Below are 21,335 nucleotides of genomic sequence, written 5' to 3'. Positions count from 1 at the left end.
ACGATGCGGACCGTTCGGGTGCACCGTGCCATCGGGCGGGGTGACCGGCGGAGATTCCTCCTCCGGGCACGCCTAGCGGCCGGGCGCTGACTTCCAGTACCCGGCCAACTCCCTGCGGCACGGTTCGACCGCACACCCCGGCGAGTGCGGTCTGGCGAGTGCACAGAGTCGCACGCCGCTACCCGAGCGCGCTACTGATGATCGGCCGTCGGCCCCGTGATGTGGATCGCTGGCCATTCGAGCAGGCAGACGTTGCCGTCCCGTGTCCGGACGGTGAGCGAGGCGTGACCAGCGGCCGGGAGCAGCCTCTCGCCCGTTGAGATCGCCGACCGTGGTCGAACCGTTACAGGACCGCCGCTGCGCGGCGCGGGCGGGGACACTGGAGCCCGATGCGCCCGCCCGACATTCCCGCCGATGTGCCCGCCCCGCCGGTCCCCCCGGAGGAGGCCGCCGCCGTGCTGGCCGACGTCGCCCGGATCGGCCCCTGGTTCGCCGTGACCGTCCCGGCCGGGCCGGGCTGGCAGCGGTGGGACGAGCTCCACCGCCCGCCGGGGGCCGGCGGCGATCCGCTGTCGGCCCGGATCGACCAGGTGGCCGCGGCGCTCGGGACCGGCCGGCGGATCGCCGCGTCGATCGCGGTGCAGGGGATGGCGGCCCGGCTGGTGTCGGCGCCGTTCGCGGCCGTCGCGCTGCACGCGACGCTGCCCCGGCTCGCCGGGCTGCGCCGGGACCCCGGCGGCGCGGACCCCTGGGCCCCGGGACTGCCCGACGGCGATCCCGGCCCGGCCGCCGTCCGGACGCCGGACCCGCTCCGGGACCCCGCCGGCGCCGCCGACCTGCTGGCCCGCGAGCTCGCGCGGACCCACCTGGAGCCGCTGTACGCCGCGGTCACCGCCCGGGTGCGGGTGTCCGGGCGGGTGCTGCGCGGCAACGTGGTGTCCGCCGTCGCCGGGGCGGCCCGGGTGCTGGACCCGGCCCGCCCGGCCGCCCGGCCCGCGTTCCTCGCCCTGCTCGGCGCGCTCGCCGACCATCCGGCGCTGCGCGGGCCGCTGCCGTCCGGGGCGACCGGTGCGCTGCTGCGGCACCCGGCGGGCGACCGGGGGCCGTCCGGCGGCTGGGCCTTCCGGCGCCGCTCCTGCTGCCTCTACGTGCACGTCCCCGGCGGCGGGGCGTGCGGGGACTGCGTGCTCCGCTGACCCGGGGGAGGGCGGCGCCGGTGCGCTAGTCGGGCAGGGCGATCTCGGCGATCGTGACCCGGACCCGGGGGACCAGCCCGGTCGTCGCGGCGATCTCCTCGGACACCTCGGCCCGCACCCGGGCGGCGAGGGCGGCGCACTCGGTGCCGAACCGGACCGCCACGGTCACCCGGACCTCGGCCTCCGAGCCGTGCACCGTCGCGACGACGCCCTGGCTGCGCAGCTCCGCGGGCACCGGCTCGCGGGGGAGCCACTCCGCGGCCAGCCCGAGCAGCGTCTGCGCCACGTCGCCGACCAGCATCTCCACCCCGGGCACCGAGCGGGCCCGGTACGCGGCGACCCGGGCCAGCGCCAGATCGGAGACCCGCAGCCTGGTCGTCATCGCCGGGCCTCCGCCGTGTCGTCCCACAGGTCCTCCACATGGATGTCGACGCCGGCGATCGGGACGCCGAGGGTGCGCTCCCCGGCCGAGATGACCATCTGCCGGACCCGGGCGGTGACCGACGCCAGGTCGACCCCGAACCGGGCGGTCACCGTCATCCGGACCCACACCGGTGCGGCGCCGGGCTCGGCGGGCCTGCGCTGCTCGATCCGGCAGTGCCGGGCGCGCAGCCCGCCCATCGAGTCGACGACGTGCCGCAGCGCGGCCTCCGCGGTCGGCCTGCCCAGCCAGGCGTCCGGGCCGAGGGCCAGCAGCTCGTGCGGGCGCAGGTCGGCGACGACCGCACCGAGCACCTGTTCCAGCACCGACGGCGGCGGCCGCAGCGGCTCCGCCGCCATCCGGGTCACCAGCCCGCCGAGCCGGTCGTGGTCGGCCCGCGCCGACCGGCAGTGCGGGCAGCCCAGCTCGTGCTCGTCGAGCGTGCCCGCGTCCGCGTGGTCCCAGACGTCGGCGGCGTCGCGGCCGCAGGCCAACGGCTCCACCTGCTCTACCGCCATGCCCGCATCCTCTCCGCCAGCGCCGTCCGTGCCCGGTGCAGACGACCGCGCACGGCCGTCTCGGAGGCCCCGGTGATGTGCGAGATCTCCGCGTAGCCCAGTCCCTCCAGCTCGCGGAGGACCCAGCAGGTGCGCTGGTCGCCGGGCAGGTCGGCGAGTGCGCGGGACAGCGCGGCCAGCTCGGCGTCCACCTCGGCGGCCCGCTCCGGCGAGCCGGACCCGGCGACGAGCATGGCACCGGCGGCGTCGTCGTCCGGGAGCGGCACGGTGGGCCGCTTCCGCCGCATCAGCGCGGTGCACCGGTTGGTCACGATCCGGTACATCCAGGTGGAGAAGGCGGCGTCGCCGCGGAAGGTCCCGATCTTGCGCCAGGCGTCGATGAGCGCCTCCTGCAGCGCGTCCTCGGCGTCCGCGCGGTGCCCGAGCACCCGGACCGCGACCCGGAACAGGGCGTCCTGGTGCCGGCGGGCGAGCTCGGCGAAGGAGTGGACGTCGCCGTCCTGGGCCCTCGCGACCAGCGTCAGGTCGTCGAGCGCCGGGCGGGCCGCGGCCGGCGCGGCGGCCTCCGGGACCGCGGACGCCCCGGATGCCGGGTCGGTGGCCTGCACGGCGGCGCCTCGCTCCTCGATGTGTGGGAACGGGGCTGTCGGGTACCCGTTCCGGGACAGCGACGGTAGCGAGGGCATCGTCCTCGCGCCCGTCGGACACGCACTCCGGAGGGGGAACGCGCATGGGACTCGGCGACAAGGTCAGCAACAAGACCGAGGAGCTCGGCGGCAAGGCCAAGGAGGCCGCCGGCGAGGCCACCGACGACAAGGACCTTCAGGCCGAGGGGAAGGCCGACCAGGCCACCGGCAACCTGAAGCAGGCCGGCGAGAAGATCAAGGACGCCTTCACCAAGGACTGATCCCGCCGTCGCACGCCACCGCGCCCCCGGACCCGGTCCGGGGGCGCGGTCGTGTTCCGGTGCCGCGGGGCCGGTTCCGGTCGCTAGGCTGCCCGGGTGACCGAGCGGACGGGCCCGGGGCCCGAGGACGTGGCGGCGGCGGTGCTGGCGCATCCCGCCGTGCTGCGGCTCGACGGCGGCCCGTTCGGCACCGTCGCCTCCTACCTGCCGGGCCTGCGGGTGTACGGGGTCCGGTTGGGCGACCCGGTGGAGATCGCCGTGGTCGTCGCGCTGGGCAGGCCGTTCGGCGAGATCGCCGACGAGGTCGCCGCGCGGGTCCGCGCCGTGCTCGGCGACGAGACCCTCGAGGTGGAGGTCACCGTCGCCGACGTCGGGGCCGTGGCGAGCTGAGGCCGGGGGCGTTGCGACGCGACGCGACGCCCGGCCCGACGCACCGTGACCGGCCTCGCCTAGACTCGCGCGGGCGCCCCGCCGCCAGCCGAGCACGTCCGACGTGCCCGCACCCGGCCAGGAGCGACCCCCCGGGTCGTCCGCCGTACCGGCAGGTGGGTCACAGCACAGACCGGGGGCCGCTGCACGCGGCCCGTTCGCACAGCCGTACCGCCCAAGGAGTTCCACCGTGAAGAGCACCGTCGAGCACCTCAGCCCGACGCGCGTCCGGATCAACGTCGAGGTGCCGTTCGACGAGCTCAAGCCCGACTTCGACCGCGCGTACAAGAAGATCGCCGAGCAGGTCCGCATCCCCGGGTTCCGCCCGGGCAAGGCGCCGGCCCGCATCCTGGAGGCCCGCATCGGCCGCGGCCCGGTCCTCGACGAGGTCGTGAACAACGCGATCCCGACGAAGTACCAGGAGGCCGTGGTGTCGTCCGAGGACGTCACCCCGATCGGCCGCCCGGAGATCGAGGTCACCGAGATCGCCGACGGCGAGCGCCTCGCGTTCACCGCCGAGGTCGACGTGCGCCCGGAGATCGAGCTCCCCGACCTCGCCGGCCTGACCGTCGAGGTCGACGAGACCGAGGTCTCCGAGGACGACGTGACCGAGCAGCTCGACCAGCTGCGCGCCCGGTTCGGCACCCTCGCCGGCGTCGAGCGTCCCGCCCAGGACGGCGACTACGTCCAGATCGACCTCTCCGCGGCCGTCGACGGCACGGAGATCGAGGAGGCCACCACCACCGGCTTCTCCTACGAGGTCGGCCAGGGCGGCCTGATCGAGGGCATCGACGAGGCCCTGCAGGGCATGTCGGCCGGCGACGAGAAGACCTTCACCTCCACGCTGGTCGCCGGCGAGTACGCCGACCGCGAGGCCGAGATCACCGTGAAGGTGACGACGGTGAAGGAGCGGCACCTGCCCGACGCCGACGACGAGTTCGCCCAGCTCGCGTCGGAGTTCGACACCCTCGACGAGCTGACCGAGAACCTGCGCGAGCGGCTCGGCCAGTCGAAGCGGATGGAGCAGGCCGCGCAGGCCCGCGACCGGCTGCTCGACAAGCTGGTCGAGGGCGCCCGGGTCGGCGAGGACCCGGTCCCGCTGCCGGAGAGCGTCGTGCAGGCCGAGGTCGACACCCGCGCGCACGACGCGGTGCACGCCTTCGACCACGACGAGGACAAGTTCGCCGAGTTCCTGTCCTCGCAGGACAAGACCCGCGAGCAGTTCGACGCCGAGACCCGCGAGGAGGCCGAGAAGGCCGTCCGGTACCGCCTGGTGCTCGACGCCCTGGCCGACTCCGAGCAGATCTCGGTCGGCGACCAGGAGCTCACCGAGCGGATCGTCTACCAGGCCCAGCAGTACGGGATGCCGCCCGAGCAGTTCGTCCAGCAGATCCAGCAGGCCGGCCAGCTCGGCGTGATCTACCAGGACGTCCGCCGCTCGAAGGCGCTCATCACGGCCGTCCGGTCGGCGTCGGTGACGCTGCCCGGCGGCGAGGCGGTCGACCTGTCCGACCTGCTCGGCTCGGACGACGACACCGAGGACGGCACCGTCGAGGAGGTCCCCGGCGAGGTCGTCGCGACCGACGACGCGACCGACGGCGGGACCGACACGGGGACCGCCGGGTCCACCGAGGACGGCGCGGCCGAGCAGGCCGACGAGAAGGCCGACGCCAAGGCCTGATCCGGTCCACCGACGGCGCCGGAGCGCCGACCGGCCGGGGTCCGGCCGGCGCTCCGGCGGACCGGTCGGTGCGCTCTCGGCGAACATCGGGCGTCGCTCCCCACGTGGCCCTCCCGGTCCGCGTAGGGTCGGCCCCGAACCGGTCCCCACGAGGGCCGGAGCGGGTTCGCAAGACCCGACACCGGAGAACGAGAGCGATCCAGAGGAAGACTTTCTCCGATCCGGCGGGCGCCTCGCGCCGGCCGGGCGAGACTTCGGAAAGCAGGGTGAAGTGAGCCAGCAGGACACCGGCCCGCTCCAGGGCCGCGGAACCGGGGCGCAGATGCGGTCCGGACTCAGCGCTATGTCGCTGTCCGACTCGGTCTACGAGCGGCTGCTGCAGCAGCGGATCATCGTGCTCGGCCAGCAGGTCGACGCCGAGATCTCGAACCGGATCGCGGCGCAGATGCTGCTGCTCGCGGCCGAGGACCCCGAGAAGGACATCGAGCTCTACATCAACTCGCCGGGCGGCTCGGTCACCGACGGCATGGCCGTCTTCGACACCATGAACCTGGTGCCGTGCGACGTGTCGACCACGGTGATGGGGATGGCCGCGTCGATGGGGCAGTTCCTGCTCTCCGCCGGGGCCCGGGGCAAGCGCTTCGCGCTGCCGCACGCGCGGATCATGATGCACCAGCCGTCCGCGGGCGTCGGCGGCACCGAGGCCGACATCACGATCCAGGCCGAGCAGTTCCGCCGCACCAAGCGGGAGATGGCGGAGCTGATCGCCGAGCACACCGGCCAGACCGTCGAGACCATCGAGCGGGACTCCGACCGGGACCGCTGGTTCTCGGCGCAGGAGGCCCTCGAGTACGGCTTCGTCGATCATGTCGTGACCCACGCCGGCCGGGCGCCGGGCGCGGGATCGCAGAACGGGAGCGCCTGATGAGCACCTTCGATCCGCGCCACCCGGAGTCGATGGCCGACCTGCGCGGCCCCGGCGGCTACGCCCCGGACCCGGCCCGCGCCCGGTACGTGCTGCCGTCCTACGTGGAGCGCACCAGCTACGGGGTCAAGGAGTCGAACCCGTACAACAAGCTCTTCGAGGAGCGCATCATCTTCCTCGGTGAGCAGATCAACGACACCTCGGCGAACGACACCATGGCCCAGCTGCTGGTGCTCGAGTCGCTGGACCCGGACCGCGAGATCTCGCTGTACATCAACTCGCCCGGCGGGTCCTTCACGTCGCTGATGGCCATCTACGACACGATGCAGTTCATCCGGCCCGACATCCAGACCGTCTGCCTGGGGCAGGCGGCGTCGGCCGCGGCGGTGCTGCTCTGCGCCGGCACCCCCGGCCGCCGGATGGCGGTCGAGAACGCCCGCATCCTGATCCACCAGCCGGCCACCCAGGGCGTCTACGGCCAGGTGTCGGACCTGGAGATCCAGGCGACCGAGATCTCCCGCATCCGCAAGCGGATGGAGGAGGTCATCGCGCGGCACTCGAACCGCACCGCCGAGCAGGTGCGCGAGGACATCGACCGGGACAAGATCCTGACGGCCGAGGAGGCCAAGGACTACGGCCTGGTCGACGAGATCGTGCAGAGCAGGAAGCTGTCCGCCACCAGCGGCAGGTAAGCGACATCCGGTCACCGGTGGCCGCCGTGCCACCGGTGACCGCCCGCCGACCCGCCGCCGAATCGGACTCCCCGAGAGTCCCCGGCGGCGGGTCCGGGCAGGTACCGTCTCCTCCGGAGACCTCGACGTGGCTTCGGGGGCCTGCGGTGAGAGTCGGAGCCACGCCGCGTCGGTCGAGCTCGGGCTCGTCGGACGGGTAGACGCGAGAACGCCGGACCAGGACTGGGGATCGACACCTATGGCACGCATCGGCGACGGCGGGGACCTGCTGAAGTGCTCGTTCTGCGGGAAGAGCCAGAAGCAGGTCAAGAAGCTCATCGCCGGCCCCGGCGTCTACATCTGCGACGAGTGCATCGATCTCTGCAACGAGATCATCGAGGAGGAGCTGGCCGAGGCCGGTGAGGTGAAGCTCGACGAGCTGCCCAAGCCCGCCGAGATCCACGAGTTCCTCGACCAGTACGTCGTCGGGCAGTCCGGCACCAAGCGCACGCTGTCGGTGGCGGTCTACAACCACTACAAGCGCATCCAGGCCGGCGAGCGGAACCGCGCCGCCGGTGGCGACGGCGGCGACCACATCGAGATCGCCAAGTCGAACATCCTGATGCTCGGCCCGACCGGCTGCGGCAAGACCTACCTCGCGCAGACCCTCGCCAAGCTGCTCAACGTCCCGTTCGCGATCGCCGACGCGACGGCGCTGACCGAGGCGGGCTACGTCGGCGAGGACGTCGAGAACATCCTGCTGAAGCTGATCCAGGCCGCCGACTACGACGTGAAGCGCGCCGAGACCGGGATCATCTACATCGACGAGGTCGACAAGATCGCCCGCAAGTCGGAGAACCCGTCGATCACCCGGGACGTCTCCGGCGAGGGCGTCCAGCAGGCGCTGCTCAAGATCCTGGAGGGCACCACGGCGAGCGTCCCGCCGCAGGGCGGCCGCAAGCACCCGCACCAGGAGTTCATCCAGATCGACACGACGAACGTGCTGTTCATCGTGGCGGGCGCGTTCGCGGGGCTGGAGCGGATCATCGGCGAGCGGGTCGGGAAGTCCGGTATCGGCTTCGGCGCCGACATCCGCTCGAAGAAGGACATGGACCCGGCGGAGAGCTTCGCCGAGACGCTGCCCGAGGACCTGATCAAGTTCGGCCTGATCCCGGAGTTCATCGGCCGGCTGCCGATCGTCGCGTCGGTGACCTCGCTGGACAAGGACGCGCTGGTCAAGATCCTCACCGAGCCGCGCAACGCGCTGGTGAAGCAGTACCGCAAGCTCTTCGAGATGGACGGCGTGGAGCTGGACTTCGCCGAGGAGGCCCTGGACGCCGTCGCCGACCAGGCGATCCTGCGCGGCACCGGGGCCCGCGGCCTGCGCGCCATCATGGAGGAGGTCCTGCTCCCGGTGATGTACGACATCCCGAGCCGCGACGACGTCGCCAAGGTCGTGGTCACCGCGGAGACCGTCAAGGAGAACGTGAACCCGACGATCGTCCCGCGGACGCAGTCCCCGCGCCGGGAGCGTCGCGACCGTTCCGCCTGAGTACCCTCGTACCCGGCCGACGCCGGTCCCGCCATCTGGCGGGACCGGCGTCGTCGTGTGTGCGGCGGGGTGAGCCGATCGATCGGCTACTCCGGTTGCTGTACTCCGAACGGTTACTTAGCGTTGCGCTATCAACGAGCTTGAAGGAGGGCCATGACGGCCGGGTTTCTGACGAGGGAGCGCATCGTCGCACCGCCGGGATGGAGCCGCTGGCTCGTTCCGCCGGCCGCGCTGTCCATCCATCTGGCGATCGGCCAGGCGTACGCGTGGAGCGCGTTCAAGGCGCCGCTGGAGAGCGGGCTGGACATCTCCGGCGTCGCGAGCGCGCTGCCGTTCACCCTCGCGATCATCATGCTGGGGCTGTCGTCCGCGCTGTTCGGCACCAAGGTCGACGCCAACGGGCCGCGCTGGGCGATGGTGGTCGCGACGGCCTGCTTCGTGTCCGGCTTCATGATCTCCGGGATCGGGTTGCACCTGGGCTGGTTCTGGCTGGTGGTGCTGGGCTACGGCTTCGTCGGCGGGATCGGTCTCGGGGTCGGCTACATCTCCCCGGTGTCGACGCTCATCAAGTGGTTCCCGGACCGGCCGGGACTGGCGACCGGGCTGGCCATCATGGGTTTCGGTGGCGGTGCGCTGATCGCATCGCCGCTGACCGCGTCGCTGCTGTCGACGTTCGGCGCGAGCGGTGACTCGCCGTCGGTGCCGGGGATCGGGAACACGTTCCTCGCGATGGGCGCCATCTACCTGGTGTTCATGTCGGTGGGCTGGCTGCTCATCCGGGTGCCCGCCGAGGGCTGGGCGCCCGCCGGATGGACGCCGGGCCAGGCGAAGAAGTCCGGGATGATCTCGACCGGCCAGGTGTCGGCCCGCAACGCGCTGCGGACGCCGCAGTTCTGGCTGCTCTGGGTGGTGCTCTGCTTCAACGTCACGGCCGGCATCGGCATCCTGGAGCGGGCGAACCCGATCTTCCAGGACTTCTTCGCCGAGACCGGCACGGCGGAGACGCTGGCCGCCGCCGCGGTCGGGTTCGTCTCGATCCTGTCGCTGGCGAACTCGCTGGGCCGGATCGCCTGGTCGTCGTTGTCCGACGTGCTGGGCCGGAAGAACATGTACCGCATCTACCTCGGCGTCGGTGCGCTGCTGTACCTGCTGATCACGCTGGTCCCGAACCAGAGCCGGGCGTTGTTCCTGGTCGCGTCGGTGCTGATCCTGTCGTTCTACGGCGCCGGGTTCGCCACCGTGCCCGCCTACCTGCGCGACCTGTTCGGGACGTACCAGGTCGGCGCGATCCACGGCAGGCTGCTGACCGCCTGGTCCACCGCCGGCGTGCTCGGGCCGCTGATCGTCAACGCGATCGCCGACGCCCGGATCGACGCCGGGGTCGAGGGCCCCGGCCGCTACACCGCGGCGTTCGCGATCATGATCGTGCTGCTCGTGATCGCCTTCGTCTGCAACGAGCTGATCAAGCCGGTGGACCCGAAGCACCACGAGCCGGAGCCGGACGCACCGGCCGACCGCGAGGCCGTCGAGTCGAAGGGAGCGCAGTCGTGAGCACACCGGAGGCCGCCGCCACGTGGGGGCCGTTGCAGTGGGTCGGCGCCGTGCTGGCCTGGATCTGGGTCGGGGTGCCGTTCGCCTACGGCCTGTACCAGCTGGTGCTGAAGATCCCGGCGCTGTTCGGCTGACCGGCCGGGCACCCGACGTTCATCCGGACGTCGGCCGGACGGGGGCACCGGGTCACCCCGACGGGTGAGCATCGGTCGTCGTGGTCTCCGAACGACACGTCCTGAACCGACGCGCCCTGCTGCGCACCGCGGTCGCCGGCGGCATCGCCGGCGCCGCCGCGCTCGGGCTGCCCGCCGCCGCCTCCGCCGGACCGGCCCTGCTCCGGAGCGGCCGTCCCGTCCTCACCCACGGGGTGCAGGCCGGCGACGTCCGGCCCGGCTCGGGCCTGGTGTGGACCCGGGCCGACCGGCCGTCCCGGATGGTGGTCGAGGTCGCCGACGATCCGGGGTTCCGGCGCGCCCGCCGGATCCCCGGCCCGGTGCTGACCCCGGACACCGACCTGGCCGGGAAGCTGCGGGTGCCCGCGGGCACCGGCCGGGTGCACTACCGGGTCCGCGCCGAACCACTCGACGGCGGGCCGGCGAGCGAGCCGCTGACCGGGTCGTTCCGCGCCCCGCCCGGGCCGGGCGAGCCGGTCCGGATCCAGTGGTCCGGCGACGTCGCCGGGCAGGGCTGGGGGATTGACCGCGGCCACGGCGGCATGCGGATCTTCTCCGCGATGGCCGACCGCCGGCCCGACCTGTTCCTGCACTGCGGCGACACGGTGTACGCCGACGGGCCGCTGACCGAGTCCGTCACGCTGCCCGACGGCCGGATCTGGCGCAACGAGCTGACCCCGGAGAAGGCGAAGGTCGCCGAGTCGCTCGCCGAGTTCCGCGGCCAGTACGCCTACAACCTGCTCGACGAGCACCTGCGCCGGTACGCCGCCTCGGTCGCCCAGATCGTGCAGTGGGACGACCACGAGGTCACCAACAACTGGTACCCGGGGGAGGTCCTCACCGGCGGGCCCGCCGAGGGCTACACCGAGCGGCGGGTCGACGTGCTCGCCGCCCGCGGGTTCCGGGCGTTCCACGAGTGGCAGCCGCTCGATCCGCGCGCCGCCGTCGACGGGCGGGTGTACCGGCGGCTGCCGTTCGGCCCGCACGTCGAGGTGTTCGTGATCGACATGCGCTCCTACCGCGGCCCGAACACCGCCAACACCGGGCCGGACGAGCGGATCCTGGGGGAGCGGCAGGCGCGCTGGCTGGTCGACGCGCTGGCGTCGTCCCGGGCGACCTGGAAGATCGTCCAGTCGGACATGCCGCTGGGCGTGCTGGTGCCCGACGGCGACACCGCCTGGGAGGCCGTCGCGAACGGCCGCCCCGGGCCGCCGTCCGGGCGCGAGTCGGAGATCGCCGGGGTGCTCGCGGCGCAGCACCGCAGGCAGGTCCGCGACGTCGTCTGGGTGACGGCGGACGTGCACTACACCGCCGCCCACCACTACTCGCCGGACCGGGCCGCGTTCGACGACTTCGACCCGTTCTGGGAGTTCGTGTCCGGGCCGCTGCACGCCGGGGCGTTCGGGCCGAACGAGCTGGACCCGACGTTCGGCCCGCGCGCCGAGTTCGTCCGCGGCCCGGACCGCCCGGGCGCGTCCCCGCTGGAGGGCTTCCAGCACTTCGGCGAGCTGGACGTGGCCGGCGACGGCTCCACCCTGACCGTGCACCTGCGCGACCAGACCGGCGCCTCCCTCTGGAGCCGGACGCTCACCGCGTCCTGACCGCACACCCCTGCGCGCCGCCGCACACCCGCCGCAGCAGGTGTGCGGCGGGCTCAGCGGGTGTGCGGGCTCCGGGGCGGGAGGGTGGCCGCGGCCAGCGCGGCGGCGGCCAGGGCCACACCGGCGACGGTGAGCAGCGCGAACCGGTAGCCGTCCAGGCCGGGGGCCGCGCCGGGGACGGACCCGCCGGCCCCGGCCAGCAGGACCGCGATCCCGATCGCGAGCGCGCTGCCGACCGCCTGGGTGCTGTTCAGCGCCCCGGCGCCGACCCCGTGCCGCTCGGGCGGGATGCCGGACATCGCGGTCACCGTGCAGGCGACGCCCGCCGCGCCGGTGCCCAGGCCGAGCAGCAGGAACGCCGGCAGCAGCCCGCCGAGGTAGGTCGCGTCCGGCCGCATCGCCGTCGCGAGCACCGCACCGCCCGCGGCCACGGCCAGCAGCGCGGGCGGGATGACCAGCCGCGGCCCGGTCCGCTGCAGGACCCGGGACACCACCTGCGCGACGACCGCGATCAGCACCGCCCACGGGACGAACGCCGCCCCGGCCTGCAGCGCGGTCCAGCCCAGCGTCTGCTGCATGAACAGCGAGCTGACGTAGTACGGCCCGATCGACGTCCCGGCGGTGACCAGCATGAACAGGTAGGCGATCGCGGTGCGGGAGCGGAACAGCGACAGCGGCAGCAGCGGATCCGGGTGCCGGGCCTGGATCAGCAGGAACAGCCCGGCCACCGGCACGGTCCCGGCGAGCAGCGCGATCGCGACCGGGTCCACGCCGCGGGTCTGGACCAGCGTCAGCCCGAGGATCAGCATGCCGACCGCGACCGTGCCGAGCAGCCCGTCGACGATCGCCAGCCGCTGGCCGCGGACCCCGGGCAGCGCCGGTACCAGCAGGAACGCCCCGACGACGGCGAGCGCGCAGATCGGGACGTTCACCAGGAAGATCCAGCGCCAGCCCCCGGCGGTGGTCAGCAGCCCGCCCACCACGTTGCCCAGCGTCGCCCCCGCGGCCCCGACCGCCGCCCAGGCGCCCAGCGCCCGGCTGCGTTCGCCGGGTGCGACGAACACCGTGGTGAGCAGCGACATCGCGGCCGGTGATGCGAGGGCCGCGCCGGCTCCGGCGGCGGCCCGGGCCGCGATGAACAGGCCGGGGGTGGTGGTGAGCGCGCAGAGCAGCGATCCGGCGGCGAACAGCACCAGGCCGGCCAGGAACACCCGGCGCCTGCCCAGCACGTCGGCGGTGCGCCCGCCGAGCAGGAGCAGGCAGCCGAAGGTCAGCATGAACGCGGTGAGCACCCACTGCAGGCCCGCGGGGGACAGCGCCAGCTCGGCGCCGATGGCGGGCAGCGACACGGTGACGACGGTCCCGCCGACCAGCAGCACGAACTGGGTGCTGCAGACGAGCGCGAGGAACAGGCCGCGGCGGGTGACCGCGGGTGCGGTCCCGGCCGGGCGGGTGGTCGGGGGACCGTCCGGAAGGGGAGGGTGCACGGCTCAGGCGACCGCCGTTCCGCCGAGCGCCGTTCCGCCGATGAGGACCCCGCGGCCGGCGCCGAGGTCGCCGAGCACCCGGGCGATCTCCGCCCGCCGGTGGGAGAGCACCTCGGAGACGCGGACCAGCGGCATCGGGTGCCGCGCGGCGACCGACTCCAGCACCGCCGCGGAGCCGGCGCCACCCGCGTCGTCGACGGCGGTGGCGAGCGCCGCGACCGGTTCCCGGCCCGCGGCCCGGCACAGGTCCATCGCGGCCTCGGCCGGCCGCGCCCTGGCGAGCACCCCGCCGTCGCGGGACCGCACCGGGAGCACGTGACCGGGCCGGGTGAACGCCTCGGCCGAGCTCGACGGATCGGCCAGCGCCCGGACGGTGGCCGAGCGGTCCCGGGCGGAGATGCCGGTGGTGATGCCGGTGGCCAGGTCGACGGCGACCGCGAACCCGGGCCGGCCGGGATCGCCGTGCCCGCCCGGCATCGGCGGGATCCGCAGTGCGTCGAGCCGCTCGGCGGGTGCGGCGACGGCGACGACGCCGCTGGTGACCCGGACCAGCAGGGCCATCGTGGCGGTGTCGATCCGGTCCCCGGCGACGACGATCGCGCCGGCGGCCGCGGGGGCCGGGACGAGATCGTCGAGCAGCCCGACCGGCCGGCCGGCGTGCAGCGCGTCGAGCGCCGCGGACAGGCCGGACCCGGCGGTACCGGCCGGCCGGGTCACGGGGCGTCCCGCCGGGCGGTCCGGCCGCGGTCCCGGGCCGGGCGGCTCACGCCGGCACCCCGGCCGGGGCGGCGAGGAACGCGGTGATCGCGGCCAGCGTCGGCTCGGGGTACTCGACGATCATGCCGTGCCCGCCGCGGGGCAGTACCTGCAGCGTCGCGTCCGGCAGCAGCGCGGCCATCTCCACCGACTGCGCGACCGGGGTGAGCACGTCCTCGGCGCCGGTCAGCACCAGCGTCGGGGTCCGGGCCGAGCCGAGACCGGCGCGCGAGTCGTAGACCCGCAGGCCGGCGGCCTGCGCCTCGAAGCCGGCCCGCGACGTCGGGTACGGGTCCTGTGCGACGAGCCCGGCCTGGGCGGCGGCGAGATCGTGGTCGGCGAGCGCGGCGCCGGTGAAGCCCCACGGCAGGCCGTGCAGCGCGATCGCCACCGGATCGACGCCGGCCCGCCGCAGCGCGAGCCCGCAGTCCAGCCAGGCGTGCTGGACCGGGGTGTAGGACGGGAACGCGTTGAGCAGCACGGCCCGGGAGAGCAGCTCGGGCCGCCGGACCAGCAGCGACTGCAGGATCGAGCCGCCCATCGACCAGCCGACGGCCGCGACCGGGCCGGGACCGAGGTGCTCGAGCAGCGCGGCGACGTCGTCGGCCATCGTGTCGACCGGGTACGGGCCGGGCGGGACGGCGCTGCGCCCGGTCCCGCGGTTGTCCAGGGTGATCACCCGGTGCGTCGCGGCCAGCCGGGGCAGCACGCCCGCCCAGGCCGCGGAGTTCGCCCCCAGCCCGGAGATCAGCAGCAGCGGCGGTCCCTCGCCGTGGATCTCGTGGTGGATCCCGACACCGTTCACGGTGACCGTGGGCATGGTCAGCTCCCTCCGGCGAGCGCCGCGTCGCCGATCGCCGGTGCCGGGCGCAGCCCGGCCGGGGTCCAGTGGTCGGGCCGGTCGGCCCACAGGTCACGCAGCTTCGGCATGACCCGGGTGGCGAACAGGTGGGTGTTCTCGGCCGCGGTCTCCTCGGGCAGGTCACCCATGTGCAGCGACGCGATCAGCTGCCCGACCCGCAGCTCGGTCGCCAGCTCGCGGACCCGCTGCTCGACCCGGTCCGGGGTGCCGGCGATGATGTAGCCCTTCTCGTCGTACTCCCAGAAGCTCATCTCGCCGGCCACCGCGCGCCGCTTGTCCTCCATCGCCTGCGGGTCGGTGGTCCGGGCGAGCATCCCGCGCAGCGCGGCCGGGCTGGTGTAGCCGGGTGGCGTCGCGAACCGCAGTGCGGGATCGCGCACCCGCTGGAAATAGCGCACGGCATCCGCGTACTTCCGTTCCGCCTCGGCATCGGAATCCGCGACACAGATCAGCTGGGTGAATGCCATGCGATGCGGGTTCAGGTCGCCGTCGTGGTCGGCCACGTAATCCCAGTACCGATTCACGATCGGTTTCGCCGCGCGCAGGCCGGAGAACGAGAGGTGCCCGTAGCAGTAGTTCTCCCGGGTGACCAGCTCCCAGGTCTCCGGGCTGCCGGAGCCGGGGACCCAGATCGGCGGCGGCTGCTGGATCGGGCGCGGCCACAGGTTGACGTAGCGCAGCTGGGTGTAGCTGCCGTTGAACGCGAACGGCTCCGGCTCGCGCCAGGCGCGCAGCACGAGCTCGCGCGCCTCGTGGAAGCGTTCGCGCAGCTCCACCGGCGGTCGCGCATAGGCGTAGGAGGAGTCCATCGGGGTGCCGAACACGAAGCCGGCGATCACCCGCCCGCCGGACAGGCAGTCCAGGTAGGCGAGCTCCTCGGCGACCCGGACCGGCGGGTTGTACAGCGCCAGCGAGTCCCCGATGACCAGGATGGCGGCGTGCTCGGTGGAGCTCGCGAGGCTGGCGGCCAGCAGGTTCGGCGACGGCGTCATCGCGAACGGCGTCTGGTGGTGCTCGTTGACGGCGAGGCCGTCGAACCCCTCCCGGTCGGCCTGCTGCATGAGCCGCACGAAGCTCCGGTAGTTCGCCCCGATCCGGTGCGGGTCGGCCATCGCGACCGGGCTGTCCACCCAGGCGCCCTGCCCGGGGGCGGGGAACGAGTCCGGCAGGCCGTCGTAGGTGACCTCCGCGAACCAGTGGAACTTCATCGCTGTCCCCTCCACACGAGCGGGTGCTCTCGGCGTCCACGGTGTGGACCGCGCTATCGTGTGGGCCGCCGAGAATGCCGAACAATGGGACGGTGTCCACTTTCGGCTCGTCCCCGGTGGGCATCCACACACAACCGGGCCGGGATTCCGGAAAATCCGACGAGCCCATTGCGGCTCGCGCGGCGCTGCGCTTAGCGTCCGTGTCCGGCGTCACCCCGCCGTTCTGACTCCGCCGGAAACGGCGATTCCCCATTCCTGCCGACCGGGCCGCTGCGCGGGCGCCCGGCCGCACCGCCGCATGCCGACGTCAACGAGGAGGTCGACCAACGGTGCTGAAGTTCTTCGCCCTGCGCGTGCTGGCCACGGTGCCGGTGCTGGTCCTGGTCACGTTCGTGGCCTTCGGCCTCGTGCTGCTCATCCCCGGCGACCCGGCCGTGACCATCGCGGGCCCGGACGCCACGGTCGAGCAGGTCGCCGCCGTGCGTGACCGGCTCGGGCTGGACCGGCCGACCGTGGTCCAGTACTGGGACTGGGTCACCGCCGCCGTCGCCGGCGATCTCGGGACCTCGCTGTTCACCAGCCGCCCGGTCGCCACCTCGATCGGCGACGGCCTGCCGGTCACGATCGCGCTGGCCGCGACGGCACTGGTGTTCTCCCTGCTCATCGCCGTCCCCACGGCGATCGTCTCGGCGCTGCGCCGCGGCACCTGGATCGACCGGATCGCCGGGATCGGCTCGTCGCTCGGGATCGCGATGCCGTCGTTCTGGCTCGGCCTGGTGTTCGTGCTGATCTTCAGCCTCGCCCTCGGCTGGCTGCCCGCCACCGGCTACGTGCCGCTGACCGAGGACCCGGCCGGCTGGCTCTCGCACCTGCTGCTGCCCGCGCTGACGCTGGGCATCGCCGGTGCCGCGGAGAGCGCCCGGCAGCTGCGCGGCTCCATCATCGGTGTGCTGCAACAGGACTACGTGCGCACGGCGTGGGCGAAGGGCCTGCGCGGCCGCATGGTGATCGGGAAACACGTCCTCAAGAACGCGAGCGTCCCGCTGGTGACGGTGCTCGGCCTGCAGATCACCGCGCTGCTCGGCGGCGCGGTGCTGGTCGAGCAGGTGTTCGGCGTGCCGGGGCTCGGCCAGGTCGCGATCAACGCCGTCACCACCCGGGACATCCCGGTGATCCAGGGCATCGTGCTGGTCGCGGTGCTGGTGGCGGTCGTGTCGAACCTGCTGGTCGATCTCGCGTACGGCTACCTCAACCCGAAGGTGCGACCCCGATGACGAACGACGAACCGGCGCCGGTGCCCGCGGCCGTCACCCACGGCGGTGGCGGGGCGTTCGCCGACTTCCGCAGGCGGGTGCGCCGCAACCGGTCCGCGATGATCGCCCTCGGTGTGCTGTCGGTGCTGGTGCTGGTGGCCCTGTTCGGCCCGCTGATCACCCCGGCCGACCCGAACGCGCAGAACCTGCGTGGCGTGCTGCTCGACCCGTTCTCGCCCGGGCACCTGCTCGGCACCGACCAGCTCGGCCGGGACACGCTGAGCCGGCTGATCGTCGGCACCCGGGTCTCGCTGCTCGCGATCTGCCTGGCGCTGGCCGTCGCGATGGTGATCGGGGTGCCGCTGGGCTTCCTCACCGGCTTCGTCGGCGGCCGGCTGGACGCGGTGGTGATGCGGCTCAACGACGCGGCGATGAGCTTCCCGCCGCTGCTGCTGGCGATCGCCCTGGTCGCGGTGCTCGGCCCGAGCCTGCGCAACGCGATGCTGGCGGTCGGGCTGCTGCTCGCCCCGCGCTTCCTGCGGCTGGTCCGCGGTGTGGTCATGGGGCTGAAGGAGGAGACCTTCGTCGAGGCGTCCCGCAGCATCGGCACGCCCACCTGGATGATCATCGTCCGGCACGTGCTGCCGAACACGCTCTCCCCGCTGACCGTGGCGATCGCGGTCACCGCCGGCTACGCGATGCTCGCCGAGGCCGGGCTGAGCTTCCTCGGGCTGGGCGTCCAGCCGCCCGACGCGAGCTGGGGATCGATGATCCGCGAGGGCTTCCTGTACTACGGCCGCTCGCCCTGGCTGGGGATCTTCCCCGGTGCGCTGATCGCACTGACCGTCTTCACCTTCGTGACCCTCGGCGACGGCCTGCGCGACGCGCTGGGCCGCGAGGAACGGACCGAGAGCCGATGACCCCCGTATCCCGGACGGAGATTCCCGTGCCGCACAGCGGACCCGCCCCGGCGCCCGGAACCGGCGCACCCGACACCCGGTACACGTTGCAGGTCGAGGACCTCGTCGTCGAGGTGCTCACCGAGGACGGCTGGGCGAGCGTCGTGGACGGCGTCAGCTTCGCCGTCGCCCGCGGCGAGACTCTCGGCATCGTCGGCGAGTCCGGCTCCGGCAAGAGCGTGACCTGCCTGTCGATCGCCGGGCTGATGCCGGCCCGCCAGACCCGGGTGCGGGCCGAGGTGCTGCGGGTGCTCGATCACGACCTGACCAGGCTGACCCCCCGGGAGATGTCCGACATCCGCGGCCCCAACATCGCGATGATCTTCCAGGAGCCGATGACCAGCCTGAACCCGGCGTTCACGGTCGGCGACCAGATCGCCGAGGTGCTCCGCAGGCACGAGGGCCTGTCCCGGCGGGCGTCCCGGGACCGCGCGGTCGGCCTGCTCGAACGGGTCGGGGTGCCCGATCCGCGACGGCGGGCCGCGCAGTACCCGTTCGAGTTCTCCGGCGGGATGCGCCAGCGCGTGATGATCGCGATCGCGCTCGCCTGCAACCCGGACGTGATCATCGCCGACGAGCCCACCACCGCGCTGGACGTCACCGTGCAGGCCCAGATCCTGGAGCTGCTGCGCGAGATCCAGCGCGAGCACGGCATGTCGGTCATCGTCATCACGCACGATCTCGGCGTCGTCGCCGATGTCTGCGACCGGGTGCTGGTGATGTACGCCGGGCAGATCGTGGAGAGCGCGGCGATCGACGACCTGTTCGACGCGCCGCACCACCCGTACATGGAGGGCCTGCTGGCGGCGATGCCCCGGATGGACCGGCCCGCCGCCGAGCTCTCGGTGGTCGAGGGCCAGCCGCCACGCGTCGGCGGGATGCCCGCGGGCTGCCGGTTCCATCCGCGCTGCCCCTACACCACCGACGGGTGCACCACCGGTTCCGCGCCCGAGCTGCGGGCCGCCCGGCCCGCCGACGGCGCCCACCGGGCGGGCAGCGCGCACAGCACACGCTGCCTGCGGCACACCGAGCTGACCCTGCGAGGTGCGTCGTGACCCCGCTGCTGGAGGTGCAGGACCTCGTCGTGTCGTTCGCGGCCCGGCGTTCGCTGCTGCGCAGGCGCCCGGCGCCGGTCCGGGCGGTCGACGGCGTGTCCTTCGAGCTGCACCAGGGCGAGACGCTCGGGCTGGTCGGCGAGAGCGGATGCGGCAAGTCCACCACCGCGCGCGGCCTGATGCGGCTGGTCGAGCCGGAGTCCGGCTCGGTCCGGCTGGACGGCCGGGAGCTGCTGGACCTGCCGGCCCGCCCGCTGCGGTCGGCGCGCCGGGACATCCAGATGGTGTTCCAGGACCCGTACTCCTCATTGGACCCGTCGATGCTGGTCCGGGACTCGGTCGCCGAGCCGCTCGACGTGCACCTGCGGCTGGACCGCCGGGAGCGGGCGGAGCGGGTGGCCGAGCTGCTGCGGCGGGTCGGGCTCCCGCCGGAGTACATGATGCGCTACCCGCACGAGTTCTCCGGCGGCCAGCGCCAGCGCATCACGATCGCCAGGGCGATCGCCGCCGAGCCGCGGATCCTGGTCCTCGACGAGGCCGTCAGCGCGCTCGACGTGTCCACCCAGAACCAGGTCATCGCGCTGCTGGAGGAGCTCTCCGCGGCGATCGGGCTGACCTACCTGTTCATCGCGCACGACCTGTCGGTGGTCCGGCACATCTCCGACCGGGTCGCCGTGATGTACCTCGGGCAGATCGTCGAGCACGGCCCGGCCGCCCGGGTGTTCGACGCCCCGGCGCACCCCTACACCGAGGCGCTGCTGTCGGCGGTGCCGGTGCCCGCGCCGCGGGTGCAGCGCCGGCGCGAACGGATCGTGCTGGCCGGGGACCCGCCGGACCCGTCCCGGGTCCCGCCGGGGTGCCGGTTCCACACCCGCTGCCCGTACGTGATGGACCTGTGCCGCACCGAGGTCCCGCTGCCGACCCGGGTGCCCGGCGCCGGCGAGGTCGCCTGTCACCTGCACACCACCGGCCCGCGCCTGTCGGGGGCGTCGGTGCGGACGCTGGACCGGCCGGCCGCCGGGGCGCGGCCGCCGCGCGCGCCGTCCGGGGCGGAGGTGTCGGCATGAGGGCCACCCGCTGGCACGGTGTCGGCGACGTCCGGCTCGTCGACGAGCCCGCACCGGAGCCCGGCCCCGGCGCCGTCGTGCTGGACGTGCGGGCCTGCGGCATCTGCGGCTCCGACGTGCACGCCTACGCCGAGGGCGCCTGGATCACCGCGGGCGCCCGGATGGGCCACGAGTACGCAGGCACCGTCGCGTCGGTCGGGGAGGGGATCACCACGCTCGCCCCCGGCGACCGGGTCGCCGTCATCCCGATGGGGCCCTGCGGCTCCTGCACGCGCTGCCGGGAGGGCAGCACCAACCTGTGCGCCGGCCCGCGCAGCAGCGCGGGCGGCGGGCTCGCCGAGCAGGTGCTGGTGCCCGACGCCGAGGACGGCAAGCTCTACCGGCTGCCCGATCCGGTCACCTTCGAGGAGGGCGCGTTCCTGGAGCCGCTGTCGGTCGCGGTCCGCGCGGTGCGGCAGTCCGGCGCCACCGCGGGCGGCGGCCCGGTCGTGGTCGCCGGCCTCGGGTCGATCGGCCAGTGCGTGCTGCGGGTGCTCGCCGCCCACGGCGTCACCGACGTGCTCGGCATCGACGTCTCGCCGCCCCGGCTGGAACGGGCCGCGGAGACCGGCGCCGCCGTGATCGACGCCCGGCGCACCGATCCGGTCGCCCACGTCCGGGAGCGCTGGGGGACCTCGGACTCGCCCTACCAGCCGGGCAGCGGGAACGTCGCCGCGTTCGTCGAGTGCTCCGGGGCCGGGCCGATGCTCGCCGCGGCGACCGCGCTCACCCGGGCCGGCGGCACCGTCGTGCTCGCCGGGCTGGCCGGGCACGTCCCGCCGGTCGACGTCGACACCGTGGTCCAGAAGGAGCTCCGGCTGCGCGGCAGCTTCGCCTACACCGCCGACGACGGGGCGGAGGCGTTCCGGCTGCTGACCGGCGGAGCGGTCGACGTGACGTCGCTGGTGTCGCACCGGGTGCCGCTGTCCCGGGTGGGCGAGGCGTTCGCCGCGCAGCACGCCGTCGACGGCTCGGTGAAGGTCGTCGTCGTCCCGGACCGCTGAACCACCCCCGAACGATCACA

The 21,335-nt window shown here is 73.9% G+C and carries 22 protein-coding genes; 15 read left to right on the top strand and 7 right to left on the bottom strand.

Features of this window, described 5'->3' with window-relative positions; translation table 11 throughout:
• The first annotated feature begins 389 nt into the window (after positions 1–389).
• Complete coding sequence (locus ABD160_RS09745) at positions 390–1,196, top strand: (2Fe-2S)-binding protein (RefSeq protein WP_344020644.1); 807 nt, start codon at positions 390–392, stop codon at positions 1,194–1,196.
• Positions 1,197–1,221: 25 nt separating this feature from the next.
• Here the strand turns inward: ABD160_RS09745 and ABD160_RS09740 are convergent, their stop codons facing one another.
• From ABD160_RS09740 to ABD160_RS09730, 3 genes are read right to left on the bottom strand one after another with little or no spacing between them, the layout of a single operon-like run.
• The gene (locus ABD160_RS09740; RefSeq protein ID WP_344020642.1) at positions 1,222–1,578 is read right to left on the bottom strand and encodes an Asp23/Gls24 family envelope stress response protein; all 357 of its coding nucleotides are present in this window, start codon (positions 1,576–1,578) and stop codon (positions 1,222–1,224) included.
• Positions 1,575–2,135 carry an Asp23/Gls24 family envelope stress response protein gene (locus tag ABD160_RS09735; RefSeq protein ID WP_344020640.1) on the bottom strand — a complete coding sequence of 187 codons (561 nt, stop codon included), beginning with the start codon at positions 2,133–2,135 and terminating at the stop codon, positions 1,575–1,577. The genes ABD160_RS09740 and ABD160_RS09735 overlap by 4 nt, the downstream gene beginning before the upstream one ends.
• Positions 2,126–2,743, bottom strand: coding sequence for an RNA polymerase sigma factor (locus tag ABD160_RS09730; RefSeq protein WP_344020638.1), 618 nt, complete (start codon positions 2,741–2,743; stop codon positions 2,126–2,128). Before ABD160_RS09730 ends, ABD160_RS09735 begins: the two co-directional genes overlap by 10 nt.
• Positions 2,744–2,865: 122 nt before the next feature.
• On the opposite strand from ABD160_RS09730, the gene ABD160_RS09725 reads away from it, so the two are divergent.
• From ABD160_RS09725 to ABD160_RS09685, 9 genes are all read left to right on the top strand, one after another.
• A complete protein-coding gene (locus tag ABD160_RS09725) occupies positions 2,866–3,042 on the top strand; it encodes a CsbD family protein (RefSeq protein ID WP_344020636.1) in 177 nt (58 codons plus the stop codon).
• Between the two features lie 96 nt (positions 3,043–3,138).
• The gene (locus ABD160_RS09720; RefSeq protein ID WP_344020635.1) at positions 3,139–3,432 is read left to right on the top strand and encodes a hypothetical protein; all 294 of its coding nucleotides are present in this window, start codon (positions 3,139–3,141) and stop codon (positions 3,430–3,432) included.
• A 229-nt stretch (positions 3,433–3,661) separates the two neighbouring features.
• Positions 3,662–5,152 (top strand): trigger factor, encoded by a 1,491-nt coding sequence (gene tig / locus ABD160_RS09715; RefSeq protein WP_344020633.1) that lies wholly within the window; start codon positions 3,662–3,664, stop codon positions 5,150–5,152.
• A gap of 322 nt (positions 5,153–5,474) precedes the next feature.
• On the top strand, positions 5,475–6,077 hold the full coding sequence (locus ABD160_RS09710; protein ID WP_344020913.1) for an ATP-dependent Clp protease proteolytic subunit: 603 nt from the start codon (positions 5,475–5,477) through the stop codon (positions 6,075–6,077).
• A gap of 32 nt (positions 6,078–6,109) precedes the next feature.
• Positions 6,110–6,769 (top strand): ATP-dependent Clp protease proteolytic subunit, encoded by a 660-nt coding sequence (locus tag ABD160_RS09705; RefSeq protein ID WP_085913253.1) that lies wholly within the window; start codon positions 6,110–6,112, stop codon positions 6,767–6,769.
• A gap of 238 nt (positions 6,770–7,007) precedes the next feature.
• A complete protein-coding gene (gene clpX, locus ABD160_RS09700) occupies positions 7,008–8,300 on the top strand; it encodes an ATP-dependent Clp protease ATP-binding subunit ClpX (protein WP_344020631.1) in 1,293 nt (430 codons plus the stop codon).
• Positions 8,301–8,453: 153 nt separating this feature from the next.
• Entirely contained in the window at positions 8,454–9,851 is a 1,398-nt protein-coding gene (locus ABD160_RS09695) for an L-lactate MFS transporter (RefSeq protein ID WP_344020629.1), read from the top strand.
• Entirely contained in the window at positions 9,848–9,985 is a 138-nt protein-coding gene (locus ABD160_RS09690) for an MFS transporter small subunit (protein WP_344020919.1), read from the top strand. Before ABD160_RS09695 ends, ABD160_RS09690 begins: the two co-directional genes overlap by 4 nt.
• An 80-nt stretch (positions 9,986–10,065) precedes the next feature.
• Positions 10,066–11,625, top strand: coding sequence for an alkaline phosphatase D family protein (locus ABD160_RS09685; protein WP_344020627.1), 1,560 nt, complete (start codon positions 10,066–10,068; stop codon positions 11,623–11,625).
• 53 nt (positions 11,626–11,678) lie between these two features.
• Here the strand turns inward: ABD160_RS09685 and ABD160_RS09680 are convergent, their stop codons facing one another.
• From ABD160_RS09680 to ABD160_RS09665, 4 genes are read right to left on the bottom strand one after another with little or no spacing between them, the layout of a single operon-like run.
• On the bottom strand, positions 11,679–13,112 hold the full coding sequence (locus ABD160_RS09680) for an MFS transporter (protein WP_344020625.1): 1,434 nt from the start codon (positions 13,110–13,112) through the stop codon (positions 11,679–11,681).
• 3 nt (positions 13,113–13,115) lie between these two features.
• The gene (locus ABD160_RS09675; RefSeq protein WP_344020623.1) at positions 13,116–13,829 is read right to left on the bottom strand and encodes a 3,4-dihydroxy-2-butanone-4-phosphate synthase; all 714 of its coding nucleotides are present in this window, start codon (positions 13,827–13,829) and stop codon (positions 13,116–13,118) included.
• Between the two features lie 46 nt (positions 13,830–13,875).
• Positions 13,876–14,688, bottom strand: a complete 813-nt coding sequence (locus ABD160_RS09670; protein ID WP_344020621.1) for an alpha/beta fold hydrolase — start codon at positions 14,686–14,688, stop codon at positions 13,876–13,878.
• 2 nt (positions 14,689–14,690) lie between these two features.
• Complete coding sequence (locus ABD160_RS09665; protein WP_344020619.1) at positions 14,691–15,938, bottom strand: LLM class flavin-dependent oxidoreductase; 1,248 nt, start codon at positions 15,936–15,938, stop codon at positions 14,691–14,693.
• 329 nt (positions 15,939–16,267) lie between these two features.
• Between ABD160_RS09665 and ABD160_RS09660 the strand changes: the two genes are divergently transcribed.
• The 5 genes from ABD160_RS09660 to ABD160_RS09640 are packed head-to-tail and all read left to right on the top strand — an operon-like array spanning position 16,268 to position 21,315.
• Entirely contained in the window at positions 16,268–17,212 is a 945-nt protein-coding gene (locus tag ABD160_RS09660) for an ABC transporter permease (protein WP_344020617.1), read from the top strand.
• On the top strand, positions 17,209–18,111 hold the full coding sequence (locus tag ABD160_RS09655) for an ABC transporter permease (RefSeq protein WP_344020615.1): 903 nt from the start codon (positions 17,209–17,211) through the stop codon (positions 18,109–18,111). The genes ABD160_RS09660 and ABD160_RS09655 overlap by 4 nt, the downstream gene beginning before the upstream one ends.
• Before the next feature lie 26 nt (positions 18,112–18,137).
• Positions 18,138–19,205: an ABC transporter ATP-binding protein gene (locus ABD160_RS09650; protein ID WP_344020613.1), complete on the top strand. Its 1,068-nt coding sequence runs from the start codon at positions 18,138–18,140 to the stop codon at positions 19,203–19,205.
• Positions 19,202–20,272, top strand: a complete 1,071-nt coding sequence (locus ABD160_RS09645) for an ABC transporter ATP-binding protein (protein ID WP_344020611.1) — start codon at positions 19,202–19,204, stop codon at positions 20,270–20,272. The genes ABD160_RS09650 and ABD160_RS09645 overlap by 4 nt, the downstream gene beginning before the upstream one ends.
• Entirely contained in the window at positions 20,269–21,315 is a 1,047-nt protein-coding gene (locus ABD160_RS09640) for a zinc-dependent alcohol dehydrogenase (protein WP_344020609.1), read from the top strand. Before ABD160_RS09645 ends, ABD160_RS09640 begins: the two co-directional genes overlap by 4 nt.
• The last annotated feature ends 20 nt before the right edge of the window (positions 21,316–21,335 follow it).

Origin of the sequence: Pseudonocardia kongjuensis (assembly GCF_039526905.1) — a bacterium.
Classification (GTDB): Bacteria; Actinomycetota; Actinomycetes; order Mycobacteriales; family Pseudonocardiaceae; genus Pseudonocardia; species Pseudonocardia kongjuensis.
This window is presented reverse-complemented; position numbering and strand designations above follow the sequence as displayed.